Annotated in this window: 15 protein-coding genes and 1 tRNA gene; 7 read left to right on the forward strand and 9 right to left on the reverse strand. The window is 68.9% G+C overall.

Going from position 1 to position 20,011, the window contains the following annotated elements:
* Positions 1-51 precede the first annotated feature (51 nt).
* Positions 52-924 (forward strand): NAD(P)-dependent oxidoreductase, encoded by an 873-nt coding sequence (locus Q7J39_RS12050; protein WP_304824923.1) that lies wholly within the window; start codon positions 52-54, stop codon positions 922-924.
* Here Q7J39_RS12050 and Q7J39_RS12055 read toward each other — a convergent pair.
* The gene (locus Q7J39_RS12055) at positions 921-2,369 is read right to left on the reverse strand and encodes a sensor histidine kinase (RefSeq protein ID WP_304824926.1); all 1,449 of its coding nucleotides are present in this window, start codon (positions 2,367-2,369) and stop codon (positions 921-923) included. The two genes, Q7J39_RS12050 and Q7J39_RS12055, sit on opposite strands and share 4 nt — an antisense overlap.
* Positions 2,370-2,522: 153 nt before the next feature.
* Between Q7J39_RS12055 and uvrC the strand changes: the two genes are divergently transcribed.
* Entirely contained in the window at positions 2,523-4,391 is a 1,869-nt protein-coding gene (uvrC, locus tag Q7J39_RS12060; protein ID WP_304824929.1) for an excinuclease ABC subunit UvrC, read from the forward strand.
* Positions 4,392-4,426: 35 nt separating this feature from the next.
* Entirely contained in the window at positions 4,427-5,044 is a 618-nt protein-coding gene (gene pgsA / locus Q7J39_RS12065; RefSeq protein WP_304825041.1) for a CDP-diacylglycerol--glycerol-3-phosphate 3-phosphatidyltransferase, read from the forward strand.
* 49 nt (positions 5,045-5,093) lie between these two features.
* Here pgsA and Q7J39_RS12070 read toward each other — a convergent pair whose 3' ends face one another.
* Positions 5,094-5,984 (reverse strand): pirin family protein, encoded by an 891-nt coding sequence (locus Q7J39_RS12070; protein ID WP_304824935.1) that lies wholly within the window; start codon positions 5,982-5,984, stop codon positions 5,094-5,096.
* A gap of 10 nt (positions 5,985-5,994) precedes the next feature.
* Positions 5,995-6,492: an Lrp/AsnC family transcriptional regulator gene (locus Q7J39_RS12075; protein ID WP_215341736.1), complete on the reverse strand. Its 498-nt coding sequence runs from the start codon at positions 6,490-6,492 to the stop codon at positions 5,995-5,997.
* Positions 6,493-6,633: 141 nt separating this feature from the next.
* On the opposite strand from Q7J39_RS12075, the gene Q7J39_RS12080 reads away from it, so the two are divergent.
* The gene (locus Q7J39_RS12080) at positions 6,634-10,047 is read left to right on the forward strand and encodes an indolepyruvate ferredoxin oxidoreductase family protein (protein ID WP_304824940.1); all 3,414 of its coding nucleotides are present in this window, start codon (positions 6,634-6,636) and stop codon (positions 10,045-10,047) included.
* Here Q7J39_RS12080 and Q7J39_RS12085 read toward each other — a convergent pair.
* The 3 genes from Q7J39_RS12085 to Q7J39_RS12095 all read right to left on the reverse strand — a co-directional run bounded on the left by Q7J39_RS12085 (position 10,044) and on the right by Q7J39_RS12095 (position 13,401).
* Positions 10,044-10,451 carry a hypothetical protein gene (locus Q7J39_RS12085; protein ID WP_304824943.1) on the reverse strand — a complete coding sequence of 136 codons (408 nt, stop codon included), beginning with the start codon at positions 10,449-10,451 and terminating at the stop codon, positions 10,044-10,046. The genes Q7J39_RS12080 and Q7J39_RS12085 overlap by 4 nt on opposite strands.
* Positions 10,452-10,735: 284 nt before the next feature.
* Complete coding sequence (locus tag Q7J39_RS12090) at positions 10,736-12,007, reverse strand: tetratricopeptide repeat protein (RefSeq protein WP_304824946.1); 1,272 nt, start codon at positions 12,005-12,007, stop codon at positions 10,736-10,738.
* 38 nt (positions 12,008-12,045) lie between these two features.
* Entirely contained in the window at positions 12,046-13,401 is a 1,356-nt protein-coding gene (locus Q7J39_RS12095; RefSeq protein ID WP_304824949.1) for an APC family permease, read from the reverse strand.
* A 170-nt stretch (positions 13,402-13,571) separates the two neighbouring features.
* Between Q7J39_RS12095 and Q7J39_RS12100 the strand changes: the two genes are divergently transcribed.
* Both Q7J39_RS12100 and Q7J39_RS12105 read left to right on the forward strand, forming a co-directional pair.
* On the forward strand, positions 13,572-14,684 hold the full coding sequence (locus tag Q7J39_RS12100) for an NAD(P)/FAD-dependent oxidoreductase (protein WP_304824952.1): 1,113 nt from the start codon (positions 13,572-13,574) through the stop codon (positions 14,682-14,684).
* Positions 14,685-14,715: 31 nt separating this feature from the next.
* Positions 14,716-15,720: an LLM class flavin-dependent oxidoreductase gene (locus tag Q7J39_RS12105; RefSeq protein WP_304824955.1), complete on the forward strand. Its 1,005-nt coding sequence runs from the start codon at positions 14,716-14,718 to the stop codon at positions 15,718-15,720.
* A 114-nt stretch (positions 15,721-15,834) separates the two neighbouring features.
* On the opposite strand, the gene Q7J39_RS12110 is transcribed toward Q7J39_RS12105, so the two are convergent.
* The 3 genes from Q7J39_RS12110 to Q7J39_RS12120 are packed head-to-tail and all read right to left on the reverse strand — an operon-like array spanning position 15,835 to position 19,786.
* On the reverse strand, positions 15,835-17,049 hold the full coding sequence (locus Q7J39_RS12110) for a PQQ-dependent sugar dehydrogenase (RefSeq protein ID WP_304824958.1): 1,215 nt from the start codon (positions 17,047-17,049) through the stop codon (positions 15,835-15,837).
* 23 nt (positions 17,050-17,072) lie between these two features.
* Positions 17,073-18,761, reverse strand: coding sequence for an asparagine synthase (glutamine-hydrolyzing) (asnB, locus tag Q7J39_RS12115; protein ID WP_304824961.1), 1,689 nt, complete (start codon positions 18,759-18,761; stop codon positions 17,073-17,075).
* A complete protein-coding gene (locus Q7J39_RS12120; RefSeq protein WP_304824964.1) occupies positions 18,761-19,786 on the reverse strand; it encodes a glycosyltransferase in 1,026 nt (341 codons plus the stop codon). Before Q7J39_RS12120 ends, asnB begins: the two co-directional genes overlap by 1 nt.
* 96 nt (positions 19,787-19,882) lie before the next feature.
* Here Q7J39_RS12120 and Q7J39_RS12125 point away from each other — a divergent pair.
* Positions 19,883-19,959, forward strand: a tRNA-Met gene (locus tag Q7J39_RS12125).
* The last annotated feature ends 52 nt before the right edge of the window (positions 19,960-20,011 follow it).

The following is a 20,011-nucleotide window of genomic DNA, read 5'->3' on the forward strand; positions in this document are numbered from 1 at the left end:
AAAACCCAACCGGCTAAGGTCGCCTTAAACCCTCCCAGGCATTCTCTCTTCATGGCCAAGCTCATTCTCGTCACCGGCGGCGCCGGGTTCATCGGCTCGCAGCTCTGCGCGCGCCTCGTGGCCGAGGGTCACGAGGTGATCTCGCTGGACAACTATTTCGCTGGCACGAAGGACGCTCATGTCGCCGGCGTCGACTATCGCGAGGGCCACACCAAGGACATCGCGACCCACGTGCCTGAAACCCCGGACATGGTCTTCCACCTGGGGGAGTATTCCCGGGTGGAGAAGAGCCTGCTGGAGCCGGCGGTGGTCTGGGATCTGAACAAGGCGGGGACCTTCGGGGTGCTGGAGTTCTGCCGCACCAAGGGCTGCAAGCTGCTCTATGCCGGATCCTCCACCAAGTTCGGTGACGGCGGGCTGGGGCGCGACCAGAGCCCCTATGCATGGACCAAGGCCACCAATACCGAGATGGTCCGCAACTACGGCGACTGGTACGGGCTGAAATACGCGATCACCTATTTCTACAATGTCTATGGGCCGGGCGAGCGGGCCGGAGCCTACGGCACCCTGATCGAGATCTTCCGCCAGCGCCGCCTGGCCGGCGAACATCTGCGGGTCAATGCGCCGGGCACCCAGAAGCGCAACTTCACCCATATCGACGACATCGTCGAAGGCCTGGTCTTGGTGGGCGAGAGCGGCGAGGGCGATGACTTCGGCCTGGGCGACAGCCGGGCCTATTCCATCCTCGAAGTGGCGCAGATGTTCGGCGGCGAGATCGTCATGGGGCCCGAGGTGGCCGGCAACCGGATGAGCGCCGACATCGACACCAGCAAGACCCGCCTGCTGGGCTGGGCGCCGAGCCGGGCCTTGATCGACTACATCGGCCAGACGCCAGGCGCGAAGACCAAGCCGCGGACCGCCTAATCCAGGGGAAGGACCACGCGGCAACGCAGGCCGTCTTCGAGATAATCCAGGGTGGCCTCACCGCGGAGCTCGCCCTTCAGGCTGCGCTCGATCAGGCGTGAGCCGAAGCCCTTGCGGGTCGGTGGGCCGACCTTGGGGCCCTTCTCCTCTGTCCAGCCGATGACCAGGCGGTGGTCTCCGTCGACGTCCTCAACGCTCCAGCGCACCTTCACGCAACCCTCTGGGCTGGAGAGCGCGCCGTACTTGGCGGCGTTGGTGGCCAGTTCGTGGAACAGCAGACCCAGCGCCAGGGCGCGTGCCGGCGAGAGGCCGAGGTCGGGGCCGTCCAGCTTGTAGCGCTCGACGCCGTGCGGCCGGAACTCCGCCTGCAGGATGTCGCGCAGGTCCGCGCCGCGCCAGCTGGAGGCGGTCAGCAGGTCGTGGGTGGAGGACAGCGCCATCAGCCGGGACTCAAAGGCATGGCGGAACTCGGTGGGGTCGGGGCTGGTACGCAGGGTCTGGGCGGCGATCGACTGCACGGTGGCCAGGGTGTTCTTCACCCGGTGGTTCAGCTCATCCAGCAGCAGTTTCTGTTGTTCTTCGGCGCGGACCCGGTCGGTGACGTCGCTACCCTCCACGAACACGCCAGCCGTCTCGCCGTCGGGGCCGAGGATCGGCTGGTAGATGAAGTCGACGAACCGCTCCTCCGGCGGCCCCTGCGGCGTGCGTTGCAGAACCACGCTGGCGGCGCGGCCGATGAACGGCTCGCGGGTCGCCATCACGCTCTCCAGCAGGCTGACGAAGCCCTGGCTGCGCACCTCCGGCAGAGCCTGATCGACCGGGCGGCCGATGACCGGTCGGTGGCCGATCAGCTGCTGATAAGCGTCGTTCGCCAAGGTGAAGGTGAGGTCTGAGCCGGTCAGCACGGCCATGAAGCCCGGCGCCTGGCGGAAGATGTCGCGAAGTTCGCTCGTCTCCTGCAACAGGGAGAGGTTCGCCCGTTGAACCTCCTGCACCCGTTGCAGCAGGCTGGTCTCGATGGGAGCCGGAGCCTCACCACTGGCCATCTGCTTCAGGGTCTGGAGTTCGGTGACGTCGACGGTGTTCTGAACAACGAAGGCGACGCCGCCATCGTCGCCGAACAGCGGCGTATGGACGGCTGACCAGTAGCGCATCTCCATTCCGCCGCCCTGGCTGGCGGGACGCTCGATGGCATAGCCGATCAGGGCCATGGTGTCGGGTTGGCCGGTGTCGATCACCCGCTGAAACGAGGCGCGCAGCAGGCGGCCGCTCTCGCCGTTATCAGGAAAGGCCTCGAAGATGTGTCGGCCGATCAGATCCTGCCGGGCGCGCGCCACGGTGGCGGCATAGGCCTGGTTGATCTCGACGTATCGAAGCTCGCGATCCAGCACCATGTACGGGCTCGGGAGGGTGTCGAAGAGGGCCTCGAAATCGATCTTCTGCAACGCGTCGTCCCGCACACCTTGAACCCCGCGGGCTCGATCCAGAGATCTCGTCTTAACTCAAGACGCTACATGGGCGCATCTCCCACGAGGTCGAGTCTGACGAAACGTCGCGGCGGCGCTGCGCCGGAACGCGGACTCGCCTATATCTGCCTCATGCCGACGGACACCACCCTGGCGCCCCTGAAGGGCGCGGAGCTCATCAAGGATCAGGTGAAGCGCCTGCCGGACGCGCCAGGCGTCTACCGCATGATGGGCGAGGACGGCGAGGTGCTCTATGTGGGCAAGGCGCGCTCGCTGAAGAAGCGGGTGATCCAGTACGCGCAGGGGCGTTTCCATACCCAGCGCATCGCCCTGATGGTGGACCTGACCCGGTCCATGGAGTTCGTCACGGTCCGCACGGAGACCGACGCCCTGTTCCTCGAAATCAACCTGATCAAGCAACTGAAGCCGCGCTTCAACGTGTTGCTGCGGGACGACAAGAGCTTCCCCGAGATCGTCATCCGGCGCGAGCATCCGGCCGCCCAGCTACGCAAGCATCGCGGCGCGCACACCATCAAGGGTGACTATTTCGGGCCCTTCGCCAGCGCCTGGGCGGTGAACCGCACGCTGAACACCCTGCAGAAGGCCTTCCTGCTGCGGTCGTGCTCGGACAGCGTCTATGAGAGCCGCACCCGGCCCTGCATGCTGCACCAGATCAAGCGCTGCGCCGCGCCCTGCACGGGGCTGGTGAGCCTGGAGGACTATTCGGCCTTGGTGGAGCAGGCCGAGGACTTCCTGCGCGGCAAGAGCCGGGCGGTGATCTCCAAGATGTCGGGCGAGATGCAGGCGGCCTCCGACGACATGGAGTTCGAACGCGCCGCCCGCCTGCGCGACCGCATCCGCGCGCTGGCCTCGGTGGCCCAGGAACAGCAGATCAATCCCGAAACCCTGGACGAGGCTGACGTCTTCGCCCTGTTCGCCGAGGGCGGGCAGGCCTGTGTGCAGGTGTTCTTCTTCCGGGCCGGCCAGAACTGGGGCAACCGCGCCTACTTCCCCCGGGTCGACAAGTCCGACGAGGATACAGACGTCATGAGCGCCTTCCTTGGCCAGTTCTATGACGACAAGCCGATCCCCCGCCTGATCCTGGCCAATGTGGAGCCCGCTGAGCGTGAGCTGCTGAACGAGGCCTTCACGCTGAAGGCCGGCCGCAAGGTGGAGATCAGCCGGCCGCAGAAGGGCGAGAAGAAGGGGCTGGTGGATCACGCCCTGACCAACGCCCGCGAGGCGCTTGGCCGCAAAATGAGTGAGAGCTCGGCCCAGGGTAAGCTGCTGGCCGGGGTGGCCGAGGCCTTCGGACTGGACGGGCCGCCCGAGCGGATCGAGGTCTATGACAACAGCCACATCATGGGGACCAACGCGGTCGGCGGCATGATCGTGGCCGGGCCCGAGGGCTTCCAGAAGAACCAGTACCGCAAGTTCAACATCAAGGGCACGGACCTCACCCCCGGCGACGACTTCGGGATGATGAAGGAGGTGCTGCGCCGCCGCTTTGGCCGGATGGTCAAGGAAGAGGAGAGCGGCGAGGCCTCCAGCCCGCGGCCCGACCTGGTGCTGATCGACGGCGGCGCCGGCCAGATTTCGGCGGTGATGGAGGTGATGGCCGATCTGGGCGTGGACGACATCCCGGTGGTCGGCGTGGCCAAGGGGCCCGACCGAGACGCCGGGCTGGAGCGGTTCCACGTGGCCGGCAAGCCGCAGTTCATGCTCGAGCCCAAGTCGCCCGTTCTCTATTACCTGCAGCGCCTGCGCGACGAGGCTCACCGGTTCGCCATCGGCACCCACCGCATCAAGCGCTCCATCGACATGAAGAAGAACCCGCTGGACGAGATCGAGGGGGTGGGGCCGGGCCGCAAGCGGGCCCTGCTGCATGCCTTTGGTTCGGCCCGCGGGGTTTCCAGAGCCTCGGTGGATGACATCATGAAGGTCGACGGCGTCAGCGAACCCCTCGCCCAGCGGATTTTCGACTTCTTCCGCAAGAGCTAGCGACGGAAGCTGGAGTGGAGCGTTAGACTGCCATGATGAAGTCCCTGCCCAACATCCTGTCCACCGGCCGCCTGATCCTGACGGTCCTCATGTTCGTGGCCCTGGCTGCGGCGGCGGGCGGCGTGCCCTATGTCAGCGAGACCCTGACGCCCGACACTCAGTTTGCTTTGCAGCGGTTCGCCTTCTGGGCCTTCGTGATCGCCGCGGTGACCGACTATTTCGACGGCTGGCTGGCGCGCAAGCTGGACGCGGTGACGGTCTGGGGCGCGATCCTCGATCCGATCGGCGACAAGGTGCTGGTGGCCGGCGCGATCCTGGGCCTGATGGCGCTCGGCCCCCAGCCGGCGGTGGTGCTGCCGGTGGGGCTGATCCTGTTCCGCGAGTTCACGGTCAGCGCCCTGCGCGAGGTCGGCGCCGGCAAGGGCATCAAGCTGCCGGTGACGATGCTGGCCAAGTGGAAGACGACGCTGCAGCTGGTGGCCCTGGGCGCCGAGCTTCTGGTGGCCTCCTGGGGCGCCTTCCAGCTGCCGGCCGACCCGTCCATCCGCGAGCCGGTGACCCTGTTCGCCCACACCACCCTGTGGATCGCGGCGATCGTGACCCTGATCACCGGCTGGCAGTACTGGGATCAGACCCGGAAGGCCCTGGCCTAAGTCCACGTCATCCCGGCCGCAGCGCAGCGGAGAGCCGGGACGACGGTTGTCAGGACATCGGGTTCGCGGGCGGGCTCGGCTCGGGCAGGGGGATGAATTCCTGGTCGTCGGCGTCCGGAAGTTTCATGCGGCCGGCGCGCCAGTCGGCCTTGGCCTGCTCGATGCGCTCCTGGGACGAGGAGACGAAGTTCCACTCGATGAAGCGCGGGCCCACCGGCTCGCCGCCCAGCAGCATGACGATGGCCGGCGTGATCGCCGTGAACAGCACCGGCTCGCCGGGCTTGAAGACGATCATCTGGCCTTCGCGATAGGTCTGGCCCAGCACCTCGACCTCGCCGCGGGCCACATAGGCCGCGCGCTCGGGATACTCGGCGGGCAGCTGCGCCTTGGCGCCGGCGGCGAGGGCCCAGTGCACATAGAACATCGGCGAGTGGGTCTTGACCTTGGCCTCCGCCCCGAAGGCCTTGCCGACGATCAGCCGGGCCCACATGCCGTTTTCCTCGTGGGTCGGCAGGTCGGCGACGTCGTGGTGGTAGAAGGCCGGATCGATCTCTTCCTGGCCGTCGGGCAGGGCGACCCAGGTCTGGATGCCGTCCATGCGGCCGCCGTGGGCGCGCAGGTCCTCGAAGCGCTCGGAGTGGGTGATGCCGCGGCCGGCGGTCATCCAGTTCACCTCTCCGGGGTTCACCACCTGGGTGGCGCCGACGGAGTCGCGGTGGGTCATCTGACCTTCGAACAGGTAGCTGACGGTGGACAGGCCGATATGCGGATGGGGGCGGACGTCGACGCTGCGCGGGAAGCCGGCGGTGAAATCGGCCGGGCCCATGTGGTCGAAGAAGATGAAGGGGCCGACCATCCGGTGGGCATGGAACGGCAGGACGCGGCCGACCTCGAACCCGCCCAGGTCCTTGCGGCGTTGTTCAATGACCAGGTCGATCATGGGAGGTCTCTTAGCTGTGGGCGCTCACATACGGACTCACCAGGCCGAGCGGCGCGGCGGTCGTGTTCTTCACCGAGCGGATGACGATCCGGCTCTCGATGTTGGAGACCAGGCCCAGCGACAGGATCTTGTCGCGCAGGAAGTCGTCGAAGGCGTGCATGTCGCGGGTGACCACCCGCAGCTCGTAGTCGGCCGAGCCGGTGACGGTGGCGCATTGCACCACCTCGGCCAGCTTGGTGATGGCGGTCTCGAAGTCGTTGAGATTGTCCTTGGTGGGCAGGCTGAGCTTGACGGTGCAGTAGACCTCGAAGCCCAGGCCCAGCAACTCGCGGTCCAGGATGGTGACCCGGCGCTGGATGATCCCGGAGTCTTCCAGCCGCTTTATACGGCGCCAGCAGGGGCTGGAGGACAATCCGACCCGCTCGGCGATCTCGGCGACGGACAGGCCGGCGTCATGCTGGATCAGATCCAGAATCTTAGCATCGACGGCGTCGAGGGCCTCAGACAAGTTTTCCTCCCACACTTGGTGCAATTGCGCCTCATTCGTGCCCCGGAACCGCTGTCAGGGGGCACGCCTTTAGCAAGCAATTGCGGCGCACTTATATGATCTTCTAACCTCGTTAGGGAACCCAAAAGGAAAGAAATTGCGATGCGGCACCAGGATGTGACGCTAGACGACAAATTTCTGCTCAGCCAGGGCCGGGTTTTCATCACCGGCGTGCAGGCCCTGCTGCGGGTCCTGATGGATCAGCGCCGCCTGGACCAGGCGGCGGGCCTGAACACAGCGGGGTTCCTTTCCGGCTATCGCGGGTCACCGCTGGGCGGCCTGGATCAGCAGGCGACGCGGGCGAAGAAACATCTCGAGGCCTGTGAGGTGGTCTTCAAGGAAGGCCTCAACGAGGACCTGGCAGCCACCGCCGTCTGGGGCAGCCAGCAGGCCAACCTGTTCCCCGGCGCCCGGTTCGATGGGGTCTACGGCATGTGGTACGGCAAGGCCCCCGGGGTCGACCGCACCGGCGACGCCTTCAAGCACGCCAACTTCGCCGGGACCTTCCCCAAGGGCGGCGTCCTGGCCGTGGCCGGGGACGACCATACCTGCAAGTCCTCGACCCTGCCGTCGCAGTCGGAGTTCGCCTTCCAGGACTTCGAGATGCCGGTGCTGTCGCCGGCCGATGTGCAGGAGGTGCTGGACTACGGCCTGCTCGGCTACGCCATGTCGCGCTATTCCGGCCTGTGGGTCGGGCTGATCGCGCTGGCCGACACCATGGATAGCGGGGTCACCATTGACGTCGACCTCGCCCGCCACAAGTTCGTCCTGCCGACCAATTTCACGATACCGGCCGGCGGCCTGGGCATCCGGCTGAAGGACCAGCCGCTGGACAAGGAGCGCCGGCTCCGCACCCACAAGCTCCCCGCCGCGCTGGCCTTTGCGCGGGCCAACAAGATCGACCGGGTGGTCCTGCCGGCCGCCCGGCCGCGCCTGGGCATCGTCTGTTCGGGCCAGGCCTACAAGGACGTGATCGAGGCCTTCGCGGCCATGCGCATCTCCTTCGAGGAGGCCGCCAGCCTGGGCGTTTCCATCTACAAGGTCGGCATGCCCTGGCCGCTCGAGCCCCAGGGCCTCCGGGCCTTCGCCGCCGGTCTCGAGACCCTGATGGTGATCGAGCACAAGCGCCCGCTGATCGAGACCCAGGCCCGCGCCGCCCTCTACGACCTGCCGGCCCACGCCCGGCCCCGGATCATCGGCAAGACCGACGAGGTGGGCCATCCCCTGCTGTCGCAGCTGGGCTCGCTGTCGGTGGCCGAGGTGGCGCTGGCCATCGCCGACCGCCTGCCGCCCGGCCCGCACATGGACCGGGTGCATGACTATCTGAGCCGGGTGTCGGCCGCCTCGATGGCTGCGGTGACGCTGGCCGCCGAACAGCAGCGCAAGCCGTTCTTCTGCTCGGGCTGCCCGCACAACACCTCGACGCGACTTCCCGAGGGGTCGCGAGCCCTGGCCGGCATCGGCTGCCACTACATGGCCAGCTTCTCCGACCCCCAGACCGACCTGAACAGCCACATGGGCGGCGAGGGCCTGACCTGGGTCGGGTCGGCGCCCTTCACCACCGAGGACCATGTCTTCGCCAACCTGGGGGACGGGACCTACAATCACTCCGGCTCGCTGGCCGTGCGCGCCTCGATCGCCGCGAAGTCCCACATTACCTACAAGCTGCTGTTCAACGACGCGGTGGCCATGACCGGCGGCCAACAGGCCGAGAGCGGCTTTACCCCCGCCCAGATCACCCGCCAGCTGGCCTCGGAAGGTATCGCCAAGACGGTGATCGTCGCCGATGACCCCACGCGCTACGACCACGTCACCGACCTGGCGCCCGGCGTCGAGGTCAGGCCGCGTTCGGAGCTGATCGCGGTGCAGAAGATGCTGCGCGACACGCCCGGTACGACGGTCCTGCTCTATGATCAGGTCTGCGCCACCGAGAAGCGCCGGCGGCGCAAGCGCGGGGCCATGGAGACCGCCACCCGGCGGGTGTTCATCAATCCCCTGGTCTGCGAGGGCTGCGGCGACTGTTCCAAGGTCTCCAACTGCGTCTCCGTCGAGCCGCTGAACACCGAGTTCGGCCGCAAGCGGAAGATCAACCAGTCCAGCTGCAACACCGACTATTCCTGCCTCGACGGCTTCTGTCCCTCCTTCGTCACCATCGAAGGCGGCGAGAACGCCCAGGCCAAGGCCCTGCCGGCGCTGACGGCCGACTCCACGCCCCTGCCGGCCTTCGAGCCGCTGGAGGGGGTGAAGAACATCGTCTTCACCGGCATCGGGGGAACCGGTGTCACCACCGTCGCCTCGATCCTGGCCATGGCCGCCCATGTGGACGGCCGCGCCGCCTCGGTGGTGGACATGACCGGCCTGGCCCAGAAGGGCGGGGCGGTATTCTCCCACGTCCGCATCGGCCAGGAGGAAGACACGGTCGTCGGCGGCCGCGTGCCCGCCGCCTCGGCCCATGTGCTGATCGCCTGCGACATCCTCTCGGCGGCGGGGCCAGACGCTCTGTCGCTCTACGCCAAGGACCGCACCGTGGCCTGCGGCAACGAGGACTTCGCGCCGACCGCCGACTTCGTCACCGACCGCGATGTGCGGTTCGACGCGGGGAACATGGCCAAGCGGATCTCGGCGGCGACCAAGAGCTACGACGAGTGCCCGGCCCACCACCTGGCCGAGACCCACTTCGGCGACGCCATCTACGCCAACATGATCATGGTGGGCTTCGCCTGGCAGCAGGGGCTGATCCCGATCTCCAGCCGCGCGGTCTATCGCGCCATCCGCCTGAACGGCGTCCAGGCCGAGGCCAATCTGCAGGCCTTCGAACTGGGCCGCCGCGTCGCCCACGATCCGGCCGAGCGCGGCAAGGCCGAGGCCGATACGCCGACGCCGGAGACCATGCCGCTGGCCGAGTTGATCGCTCACCGCGCCAAGGAGCTGACCGCCTATCAGAACGCGGCCTATGCCAAGCGCTATCTCGACGGGGTGAACCAGGTGGCCAAGGCCGAGGCGATCTTCGGCTCCGAGGTCCTGACCCGCTCGGTGGCGGTGAACCTCTACAAGCTGATGGCCTACAAGGACGAGTACGAGGTGGCCCGGCTCTATTCCGACGGCCGTTTCGAGGCCGAGAAGAACGGGACCTTCAAGGGCGGCAAGGCCAAGGTCTGGCTCGCCCCGCCGATCATTGCGCCGAGAGACGCCAATGGCCGGCCGAAGAAGATCGCCTTCGGCGGTTGGATGCTGGACCTGGGCTTCCCGGTGCTGGCCCGGCTGAAGGGCCTGCGCGGCACGGGCCTCGACCTGTTCGGCTACAGCGAGGAGCGCAGGATGGAGCGGGGCCTGATCGCGCAGTACGAGGCGGGGATCGACAAGATCCTCGCCGGGCTGTCGTCAGAGAAGATGCCGGTCGCCGTCCAGATCGCCCAGATCCCGCAGCAGATCCGCGGCTATGGCCACATCAAGGACGCCTCGGTCACCAAGGCCAGGGCGCAGGAGGCGGCGCTCTGGGCTCAGTGGGCAACCTAACGTCTGCGCTTGAGGCCCAGGCGCGCTGCGAGGACAAGGAAGAAGCCGAGGAAAGCTGCGCCAAACAGCGCGTCCTCCCGGTCCTTGGCGAGCATGTCGCCGGGATCAGACAGGCGACTGCGCTCAGGATGGCCGCGCGTTATCCAGATCGGGAGCGTCTGACCGACCCGGTAGGTGGGGCAGTCGTCGGGACTTAGGTCGGCGCCCGAATAGGTCCTGCCGTCATGGGTGTAAGCGTAAGCAAGTGTCGCGTGATCGTCGCAGGTGAGGGCGGTCACGACACCCTCGGAGACCTCTCCGACCTTGCCGAAATGAGAACGACGCTCAGCGTTGATTGAGAATATGCCGACGAAAATGAGCGCGCTTGTTACGGCGTAAATCAAGACCCAGCGCATCAACGTCAAGTTCGGACCCCGCCGCGGATAGTCAGCTACCGGAGCCGAAGGCTACGCCCACCCGCCTCGGTCACCAAGGCCAGGGCGCAGGAAACGGCGCTCTGGGCGCAGTGGGGGTAGCAGATTTTCCTTCTCCCCTTGCGGGAGAAGGTGTCGGGCGAAGGCCCGACGGATGAGGGGTCACGCTCCCCCCTCCGCACTTTCTGAAACGCCCTAATCCGAGAGGTCTTTCGACCCCTCATCCGACCCTGCTCCGCAGGGCCACCTTCTCCCGCAAGGGGAGAAGGATTTCGTCAGGGCCGCGCCGCCACGCGCTCTGCGATCAAGGCCCGCTCCAGGCTGGTCTCGCCCGAGGCCCGCGCCGCGGCGATCAGGGTCAGGTCGATGACGTCGCGCTGGGCGTGGCTGCCGCCGAAGCGGTGGGCGCGGCTGCGGACGGTGCGCAGGTCGTCGGCGGCGTCGGCGAAGCGGTTCTGGCCGAACGCGACCAGGGCGCGGGCGACCGGCAGGCCAACGTCGTTAGTCATCATGGCGTTATCGCCGGCCCCGGCGGCGGCGGCCTCCAGGCTCGCCATCAGATCCCGAGCCGCGGAGTCGCGGCCGGCGCCGACAAGGGCCATCATGGCGTGGGCATCGTCGAAGGCCGAGAGGCCGAGGCCCCCCTTGCCTTCGTAGGCGTCTGCCAATTTCACGAACCGGTCCTGCGTGGCCGCGCCCTCCAGCTTCAGCCGCCAGAGCAGGGCCGCGGCGTCCAGCAGGTCGAAGGCCATGTCCGAGCCATCGCCGGTGATCGGGCCGTCATAGATGGCCATGGCCTCCTCGGTCTCGCCCAGGCCCAGGTGGAAGAGCGCCAAGTGCCACCAGTTGTGGACGCCGAACAGGCTGTCCTTCTGCCAGGCGGGGTTCTCGGTGCGCATCCAGGTGATCCCGTCGGCGCGCCGGTCCTGCATCTCAAGCACATGGGCCACGGCGTGCTGGGCCCAGGCGTTGCGGGGCTCAAGCGCGATGGCCTCGCGGCCGGCGGCCTCGGCGCGGTCGTAGAGGCCGGTCTCCTCCAGGCCGAAGGCCAGCATGCCGAGAATGGCGTGGTAGTCCGGCGTCTGGGTTGACCAGGCGGGCAGGGCGCGGGTGATGCGGTCGCGCAGCATGCGGCTGTCGCCCAGCATGAAATCCATCAGCTGGCCGGACTGCAGCGCCACCCCGTCCAGGGGGTGGGCGATGGAGACGTCCTCCAGGATACGGCCGGCGGCGGTGAACTGGCCGGCGGCCATCTGCACTGCTGCGGCGACGTGGCCACGCTCGCGGTCGGTGGCAGTCAGGTCGCGGGCGGCGTCGACGGCGGCGGCGCCCATCGCCGCCACGTCGGGGGAGGTTCCCACCAGCAGCATGTCGGCCTTCAGCACGTGGGCCATGACGAAGCCGGGGCTGTCGGCGATGGCCCGTTCCAGAAGCGGCAAGGGCGCGCCGTAGAGGCTGTGATAGAGGCTGACCGCCTGCCTGTAGTCGGCGGCGGCCTGGGGGCTGGCGCCGGTAAGGGTCAGGCCGACGGCGTCTGTCTCAGGCATGCGATAGGTCCTCTCCCCGGCGCGCAAAGCCTATAGCGCTATTTCGGCCTGACCAGGGGATAGAGCGCGGCTGACCCCAACAGCAGGACGCCGGCGATCAGCGGCGCCTTCCAGTCGCCCGAGGTCATGCGCACCACCAGCAGGGCCAGGCAGACGATGGCGCCGGCGATCGGCACGAACAGCGGCACCTCGAACCCCCCGCGCGCCTCGTTCTTGCGCAGCCGCAGGACCACGAGGGCGGCGTTCACCACCACGAAGATGGTCAGCAGCAGCAGGACGGTGGCCGCCGCCAGTTCGGCGCTGTCGCCGGACAGGGTGAGCGCCATCAACACCACCAGGATCAGGGCGATGGAGATGTGCGGCGTGCGCCGCTGCGGGTGCACCCGGGCCAGGCGGGCGGGCAGTCGGCCGTCCCGGGCCATGCCGTAGAGCAGGCGCGAGGCGGTGACGTAGTTGATCAGGGCCGAGTTGGCGACCGCGACCACGGTGATCACCACAAAGGCCCAGCCTGGGAACCAGGGCGCCGCCTTGGCCATGACGTCGGCGAGGGGCGCCTTGGCGTCGGCCAACTGTTGCCAGGGGACAGCCGAGACCGCCGTGATGGCCACGCCGACATAGAGGAGGCAGGCCAGGACCATGCCGATGACCAGACCCAGGGGCAGGGTGCGCCGCGGGTTCTTCACCTCCTCGGCGACATTCAGCGTGTCCTCGAAGCCGGCGAAGGAGAAGAAGGTAAGCACCGCGCCCTGGACCAGCAACAGAGGGGGCACCATCAGCAGCCCGCCGCCGTCCGGATTGGCCGGGGTCTGGAACAGGTCGACCGAGCCCCAGTACTTTGCGCCCACGAGGATAATCAGGGCCAGGCCGCCGGCCTCGACGATGCTGCAGGCGACGTTGGCCCACATGCTCTCGCGGATGCCGCGATAGACGATGCCGGCCATCAGAACGAGATAGGCCAGGGTCAGGACCGTGACCGGGACCTCCGACAGGAAGGGAACGCGCTGCAGATTGGCGCCGATCACCCAGGAACCGGCGGCAATGGAGCCGAGCCCCGAACAGGCGACCGCCAGGCCCAGCACATGGGTCAGCAGACCGTTTCCGAAGGCCCGATGGGTGATGAAGGCTGCGCCCGCCGCGCGGGGATAGCGCGAGCCCAGAGCCGCATAGGACAGGCCGGTCAGCAGGGCCGCAACCGCCGCCACCAGGAACCCCAGCCACACCGCCGAGCCCAGTTCGCCGGCGGCCTTGCCTACCAGGCCATAGATGCCCGCCCCAAGCATGGAGCCGGAGGCGTAGAACACCATCTGGCCAAGGCCGATGGTCCGCCGCAGTTCGGGCTCGCCGGCGGGGGCGCGGGGATCGGCGGCGGTGTCGGTCAGGGTCGTGGTCTCCACTCAGGACGCGACCTTGCGGCGGCGGCGCGGCAGGGGCAAGGCGAGCCCGGGTGTCGGCGGTCCGGTCACGCGGTTTGCCTCGCCAAGGTCAGGCGGCGCGCCCTGCGGAACTCGTCATATCAATCGGGCCCGGCTTGGCGTGACCCGCCTCATCGTCTACCCACCAAGCCATGGCGGATTTCGATTTTGATGCGGTGGTGGTGGGCGCGGGCGCCGTGGGCCTGGCCTGTGGCTATGCCCTGACCCAGCGCGGCCTGGTGGTCGCCGTGCTGGAGGCCGGGCCGATCATCGGCGAGGGTGTGTCGGCGCGAAATTCCGAGGTGATCCACGGCGGGCTCTACTACGCGACGGGATCGCTTAAGGCGCGGCTGTGCGTCCAGGGGCGCCGCGCCCTCTACGCCTTCTGCGACAGCCACAAGGTCGCCTATGACCGCTGCGGCAAGCTGGTGGTGGCGACGACGGTGGAAGAGGTCGGCCGGCTGGACGCCATCCTGGAACAGGCCCAGGCCAACGACGTCGAGGGCATGGCCCACATGACCAAGGCCCAGGTCCTGGCCCTGGAGCCCGAGCTGAGATGCGAGGGCGCGCTGGTGTCGCCGCAGAGCGGGGTCTTCGACAGCCACGGCTACATGCTGGCCCTGCAGGGCGAGATCGAGGCCGGCGGCGGGGCGGTGGTGACCTCCACCCCCTTCGAGGGCGCGAGCCCTATCGCCGGCGGCGGTTGGTCGGTGCGGGCCGGCGGGGCGGAGCCGACCACGCTCACCTGTCGCATCCTGGTGACCGCGCCCGGGCTGTCGGCCCAGGCGGTCGCCGCCGAGATCGAGGGCTTCCCGAAGGCGGAGATCCCCGAGGGCCACTACGGCAAGGGGGTCTATTTCCGGCTGTCGGGCAAGGCGCCCTTCGCCCGGCTGATCTATCCGCCGCCGATCCCCGGCGCGCTGGGCACCCACTACCGCCGCGACCTCGGCGGCCAGGCGGTGTTCGGGCCGGACCTGCAGTTCGTCGACACCCTGGACTACAGCGTCGATCCAGCCCGCGCCGCGGAGTTCTACGCCTATATCCGCAAGTTCTGGCCGGGCCTGCCGGACGGGGCGCTCGCCCCTGACTATGCCGGCATCCGCCCCAAGCTGCATGGGCCGGGCGAACCGCAGCCGGACTTCCGCATCGACGGGCCGGAGAAGCACGGGATGGCCAACCTGGTCACCCTGTTCGGCATCGAGAGTCCGGGCCTGACCAGCTCCCTGGCGATCGGGCAAGAGGTGGTCTCGCGGCTCAACCTCTAACGCTGGGCGCGGGGCTCCCCATATGGGCCCCATGACCTTGCTTTCCGTTCTCGACCTCTCGCCGATCCTCCAGGGCAGCGACGTTGGCCAGTCGCTGCGCAACACCCTCGATCTCGCCCGCCACGCCGAGCGCCTGGGCTACAACCGCTACTGGCTGGCCGAGCACCACAATATGCGGGGCGTCGCCAGCGCGGCGACCTCGGTGGTGATCGCCCACGTGGCGGCGGGGACCCGCACCATCCGGGTGGGGGCCGGCGGCGTCATGCTGCCCAATCACGCGCCCCTGGTGATCGCCGAGCAGTACGGGACGCTGGCGGCTCTGCATCCGGGCCGTATCGACCTGGGCGTCGGCCGCGCGCCGGGGACCGACCAGCTCACCGCGCGCGCCCTGCGCCGGACCCTGACCGGCGACGCCGACCAGTTCCCGCAGGATGTGATGGAGCTGCTGCATTACTTCGAGCCCGCCCAGCCCAACCAGGCGATCCGCGCCGTGCCCGGCGAGGGGACGCGGGTTCCGGTCTGGATCCTGGGGTCGAGCCTGTTCGGGGCGCAGTTGGCGGCGCATCTGGGCCTGCCCTTCGCCTTCGCCAGCCACTTCGCGCCCGCCCAGATGATGCCGGCGATCGCCATCTACCGGCAGCAGTTCCAGCCCTCGGCCTATAGCGACGCGCCGCACGTGATGCTGGGCCTGAACATCGTCGCCGCCCCCACCGACGCGGAGGCGGGGTTCCTGTTCACCTCCCTGCAGCAGGCCTTCGTCAACCTGCGCACCGGCCAGCCCGGCCCTCTGCCGCCGCCGGTGGAGGGCTATGGCGAGCGGCTCGATCCGATGGCGCAGGCGGGTCTGAGTTCGGCCCTGTCCCAGGCGATCATCGGTTCGCCCGACACGGTGCGGGAGGGCCTGGCCGAGTTCGTGGCCCGCACCGGCGCCGACGAGCTGATGGTCACCTCGCAGATCTTCGACCACCAGGCGCGCCTTCGCTCGTTCCAGATCGCCATCGAGGCGCGCGATGAGCTGGCGAAGGTGGCGGCGTAGTTCGCCGTCATCCCGGGCGACCGCAGGGAGACCCGGGACCCAGGGGGGTGATTGCAGCCCCTGGCTCCCGGCTCTCCGCTTCGCTGCGGCCGGGATGACGTCGCGGTGTGTGAGCTACCCCTTCGGGACCAGCTTCAGGATGCGGCCTTCCGCGCTGTCGATGGCGAGGTAGAGGGCGCCGTCGGGACCGACCACCACGTCGCGGATGCGTTCATTGAGTTCGGTGGCGATGCGCTCCTCGCCCACCACCTTCTCGCCGTCGAGGGTGAGCCTCGTCACCGACTTGCCGGCCAGGCCGCCGACGAACAGGCTGCCCTTCCACTTGGGGAACAGGCCGGCGTTGTAGAAGGCCATGCCCGAGGGGGCGATCACCGGGTCCCAGTAGTAGATCGGCTGCTCCAGGCCGTCCTTGGCGGAGATGCCGGCGCCGATGGGGCCGCCCTGGTACTCGATGCCATAGGTGATGGTGGGCCAGCCGTAGTTCTTGCCGGCGGCGGGGATGTTGACCTCGTCGCCGCCGCGGGCGCCGTGCTCGACGGTCCACAGCTTGCCGGTGGCTGGGTTCAGGGCCGCGCCCTGGACATTGCGAAGGCCGAGGGCCCAGATCTCGGGCCGCGCGCCGGCGGTGTTGACGAAGGGGTTGTCCTTTGGGACCGAGCCATCGGAATTCAGCCGCACCACCTTGCCCAGCAGACCGTCCAGCCGCTCGGCCTGCATCCGGCCCGCCAGGATGGAGCGCTCGCCCAGCGTGATGAACAGCTTGCCATCTGGCGCGAAGACCAGGCGGCCGCCGTAGTGCAGGGTGGATTCCAGGGACGGCGCCTGGTGGAAGATCACCTGGACCGCCTCGACCTTGGCCGTGCCGTCGGCGGCCACCACCAGCTTGCCGCGGGCGACGGCGGTGTTGGTCATCTTGCCCTCGGGGTTCTCGGCGTAGCTCCAGTAGATCAGGCCGTTCTTGGCATAGGCCGGGTCGATGGCCAGGCCCAGCAGGCCGCCCTGGCCCTTGGCGTAGACGGCGGGCAGGCCCGCGACCGGCTCGCTCAGCGCGCCGTCCGCGCCAACGATGCGCAGGCGGCCCGGCTTCTCGCTCACCAGCAGCTTGCCGTCGGGCAGGAAGGCGATGGCCCAGGGGTTGGCCAGGCCTTCGGCGACGGTCTTTACCTCGTATTCGACGCCGGCCTTCATCTCCGGGGCGCGGGTCTGATTCTCGAAGGCCGGTTTCAGGTTGGGGGCGTTGGGCGGACGAGTCTCGACCGAGGCGGCCTGGGAGGGGCCGCAGGCGGAGAGGAGGGCGGCGACGGCGGCGGTGAAGAGAAGGCGGCGCATGTGAAACTCCTTGAAATCCATAATTAAATTGTCCCGGCCACCTGGGCCAGGGCGTCGTTGGGGGCCGCGCCCTCGAGATGGATCAGCGACCAGACGGCGAAGAACAGCAGGGGCCAGCGCTCGGCGCCGCCCCCTTCGAAGGTGGCGCGCACCGCTTCGGGCGTCCGCACACGGCGCACCGCCCCGATCTTGCCGATCCGCTCGGCCAGGTCGGCGGCGCGGGGCGCGATCCATGCGTCCACGGGGACGGTGAAGCCCTGCTTGCGGGCCCAGGGATCGGCGGCGGGACAGACCCGCTCCAGCCACTTGCGCACCAGCCACTTGCCATAGCGCCCCCGCACCTTGAACCGGTCGGGCAGGGGGAAGGCGAAGTCGGCGACGGTGGGGTCCAGGAACGGCGTGCGGCCCTCCAGCCCGTGGGCCATCAGGCAGCGGTCCAGCTTCAGCAGCAGGTCGCCCGGCAGCCAGGTGGCGATGTCAGCCCACTGGGCCTGTTGCAGGCGGGTGAGGCCGGCGGGGGGCCTGGCCTGGGCGCGCCAGCGGGCGAGCGCCTGGGCGTCGTCGGGGCGGGGCTCGGCGGGACGGCCGCCAAGCCAGGCGGGGCGCAGGGCCTTGCGATAGCGGCCATAGCCGCCGAACAGCTCGTCGCCGCCCTCGCCGGTGAGCACCACGGTGAGGGTTCCCTTGGCGGCCTCGGCCAGCTTGTAGGTGGGAAGCGTCGCGTAGTCGGCGGTGGGGTCGTCCAGGGCCCAGGCGACCTGCGGCAGGATGCGCCAGAAGTCGGCCTCGTCGAAGCGGGTCTCGCGCCAGTCGAGGTTCAGCGCCCTGGCGACCCGCTCGGCCTGGCCCCGCTCGTCCTTGGCGCCGGGCGCGTCGAAGCCGCAGGTGAAGGCGGTGACCGGCCGGGCGTTCAGCCGCGACATCAGGGTGGCGATGGCGGCGCTGTCTATGCCGCCCGACAGGAACAGGCCGTAGGGCACGTCGGACCGTTGGTGAACCCTGACGCTGTCCTCCAGCACCGCGTCGAGCTGGTCGATCAGCGCCGCTTCGTCGCCTGCGGCGCGGGGCGGAGGCGTGGAGAGGAAGGAGCGCTTCGTGGGAGCTTGCAGCTTGCCGTCCATCACCTCGACGATCTCGCCGGGGGCCAGGCGCTTGAGGCCCTTGAAGATGGTCGCCTCGCCAAGCGTGTAGTTGAAGGCCAGCAGGTCGCGGGCCCGGTCCGCGTCCAGCTCGGCGTCCAGCAGGCCGGCGAAGGCGCGGGGTTCGGAGGCGAAATAGACCGCGCCGTCCTGCTCCAGCACATAGAGCGGCTTGATGCCGAAGGGGTCGCGGACCAGCCAGGTGCGGCCGTCGGCGCCGATCAGGCAGAAGGCGTACATGCCCCGCAGGCGCTGGAAGGCCGCCGGCCCTTCCCGGGCATAGAGGTGCAGCAGGGGCTCGAAGTCCGAGCCGGTGGCGAGCTGACCCTCCAGTCCGAACTCAGCGGTCAGTTCGACATAGTTGTAGATCTCGCCATTGCCGATCACCGTGCCGCCGGCCGCGTGCAGGGGCTGCCAGCCGCCCTCCAGGTCGATGATCGAGAGGCGCGCGTGGGCCACCGAGCCGCCGCGCACCTGCTCGGTGCGCACCCCGTTGGGGCCGCGGTGGGTGAGGGTCTCGATCATCGGACGCGCCGACGCCGTCCCGTGCAGCACCCCGGCGATGCCGCACATCAGGCGGCTCCGTAGTCGGCGAACAGGGCGCGCCACTGGGCGACGACGGCGGCCTCGGAGAACTCCGCCTCCACCCGATCCGAGCCATTCTGCACCAGGCGGATGCGCAGCATGGGGTCGGCCAGCAGGCGGGTGATGGCGGCGGCCAGGGCCTGCGCCTCGTCCACTGGGACCAGCAGGCCGTCCTCGCCGTCCCGGATCAGCGCTGCGGGCCCCTGAGAGGCGGCGGCCACCACCGGCAGGCCGTGGGCCCAGGCCTGGATCACCACATTGCCCAGGGGCTCGTAGCGCGAGGGGAAGACGCAGATGTCGGCGGCGCGATAGAGGGCCGAGGCGTCGGTGCGCCAGCCGAGGAACCGCACCCGGTCGGCCACGCCCAGGGCCGCGGCCATGGCCTTGAGCTTGGCCTCCTGCGGGCCGACGCCGGCGATCCACAGGAAGGCGTCGGGGATCTGGGTCAGAGCCTGGAGCGTGACGTCATGGGCCTTGGCGTCGTGCAGCCGGCCCATGGACAGCAGCAGGGGCGCGTCGGCCGGCGTGTTCAGCGGGCCCCGTTCCGCCGGCGCGGTCTCGGGCGGGGCGGCGGCGAAGTTGGGGATGTGGCGGACCTTGCCGGCCGGCCACCCCTGTCCGACGATCCACTCGGCGATGTCCTCGGTATTGGCCACCAGCTCGTCGAAGCCGCGATAGTATTTGAGATTGTAGTAGCCCCCCAGCCGGCCGATCCGCGCCGGGCCCGCCGGGGTATGCCGCGCGGCCCGGTTCATCCAGGCCAGGGACAGCCTCACGTCCTGCCTGCGGGCGAAGCCGGCGACCTTGGGCCGGGTCAGAATGTCGATCGGGCCGCCGAACCGGAACGTCTCGGTGGGTACGCCGGCGGCGGCCAGGGCGGCCTGCCGATTCGCATTGCGACGGATGGCGGCGGCCTGGCGAACGCCCGCGCGGGCAAGCCCCGCGACAAGGTCGACGAAGTACGTCTCTGCGCCGCCTTCGCCGGCCGTTCCAAGGAGGTGGAGCACGCTCATATAGGTCGCAAGTCTAGCCGGGCTTTGCGCCGCACCCAAGCCGCTTGAAGCGGCGAACGTCCCACCCTATAACCCGCGCCTCCGCGGGTGGCCCATGGCTGGGTAGCTCAGTTGGTTAGAGCGGTGGATTCATAACCCACAGGTCGGCGGTTCGAGCCCGCCTCCAGCTACCACCCGCGGACAATTCCCTCCAGACGCTTGCCCGAGACGGTCGCCGAACGGCGT

Origin of the sequence: Phenylobacterium sp. (genome assembly GCF_030651185.1) — a bacterium.
Lineage (GTDB): Bacteria > Pseudomonadota > Alphaproteobacteria > Caulobacterales > Caulobacteraceae > Phenylobacterium.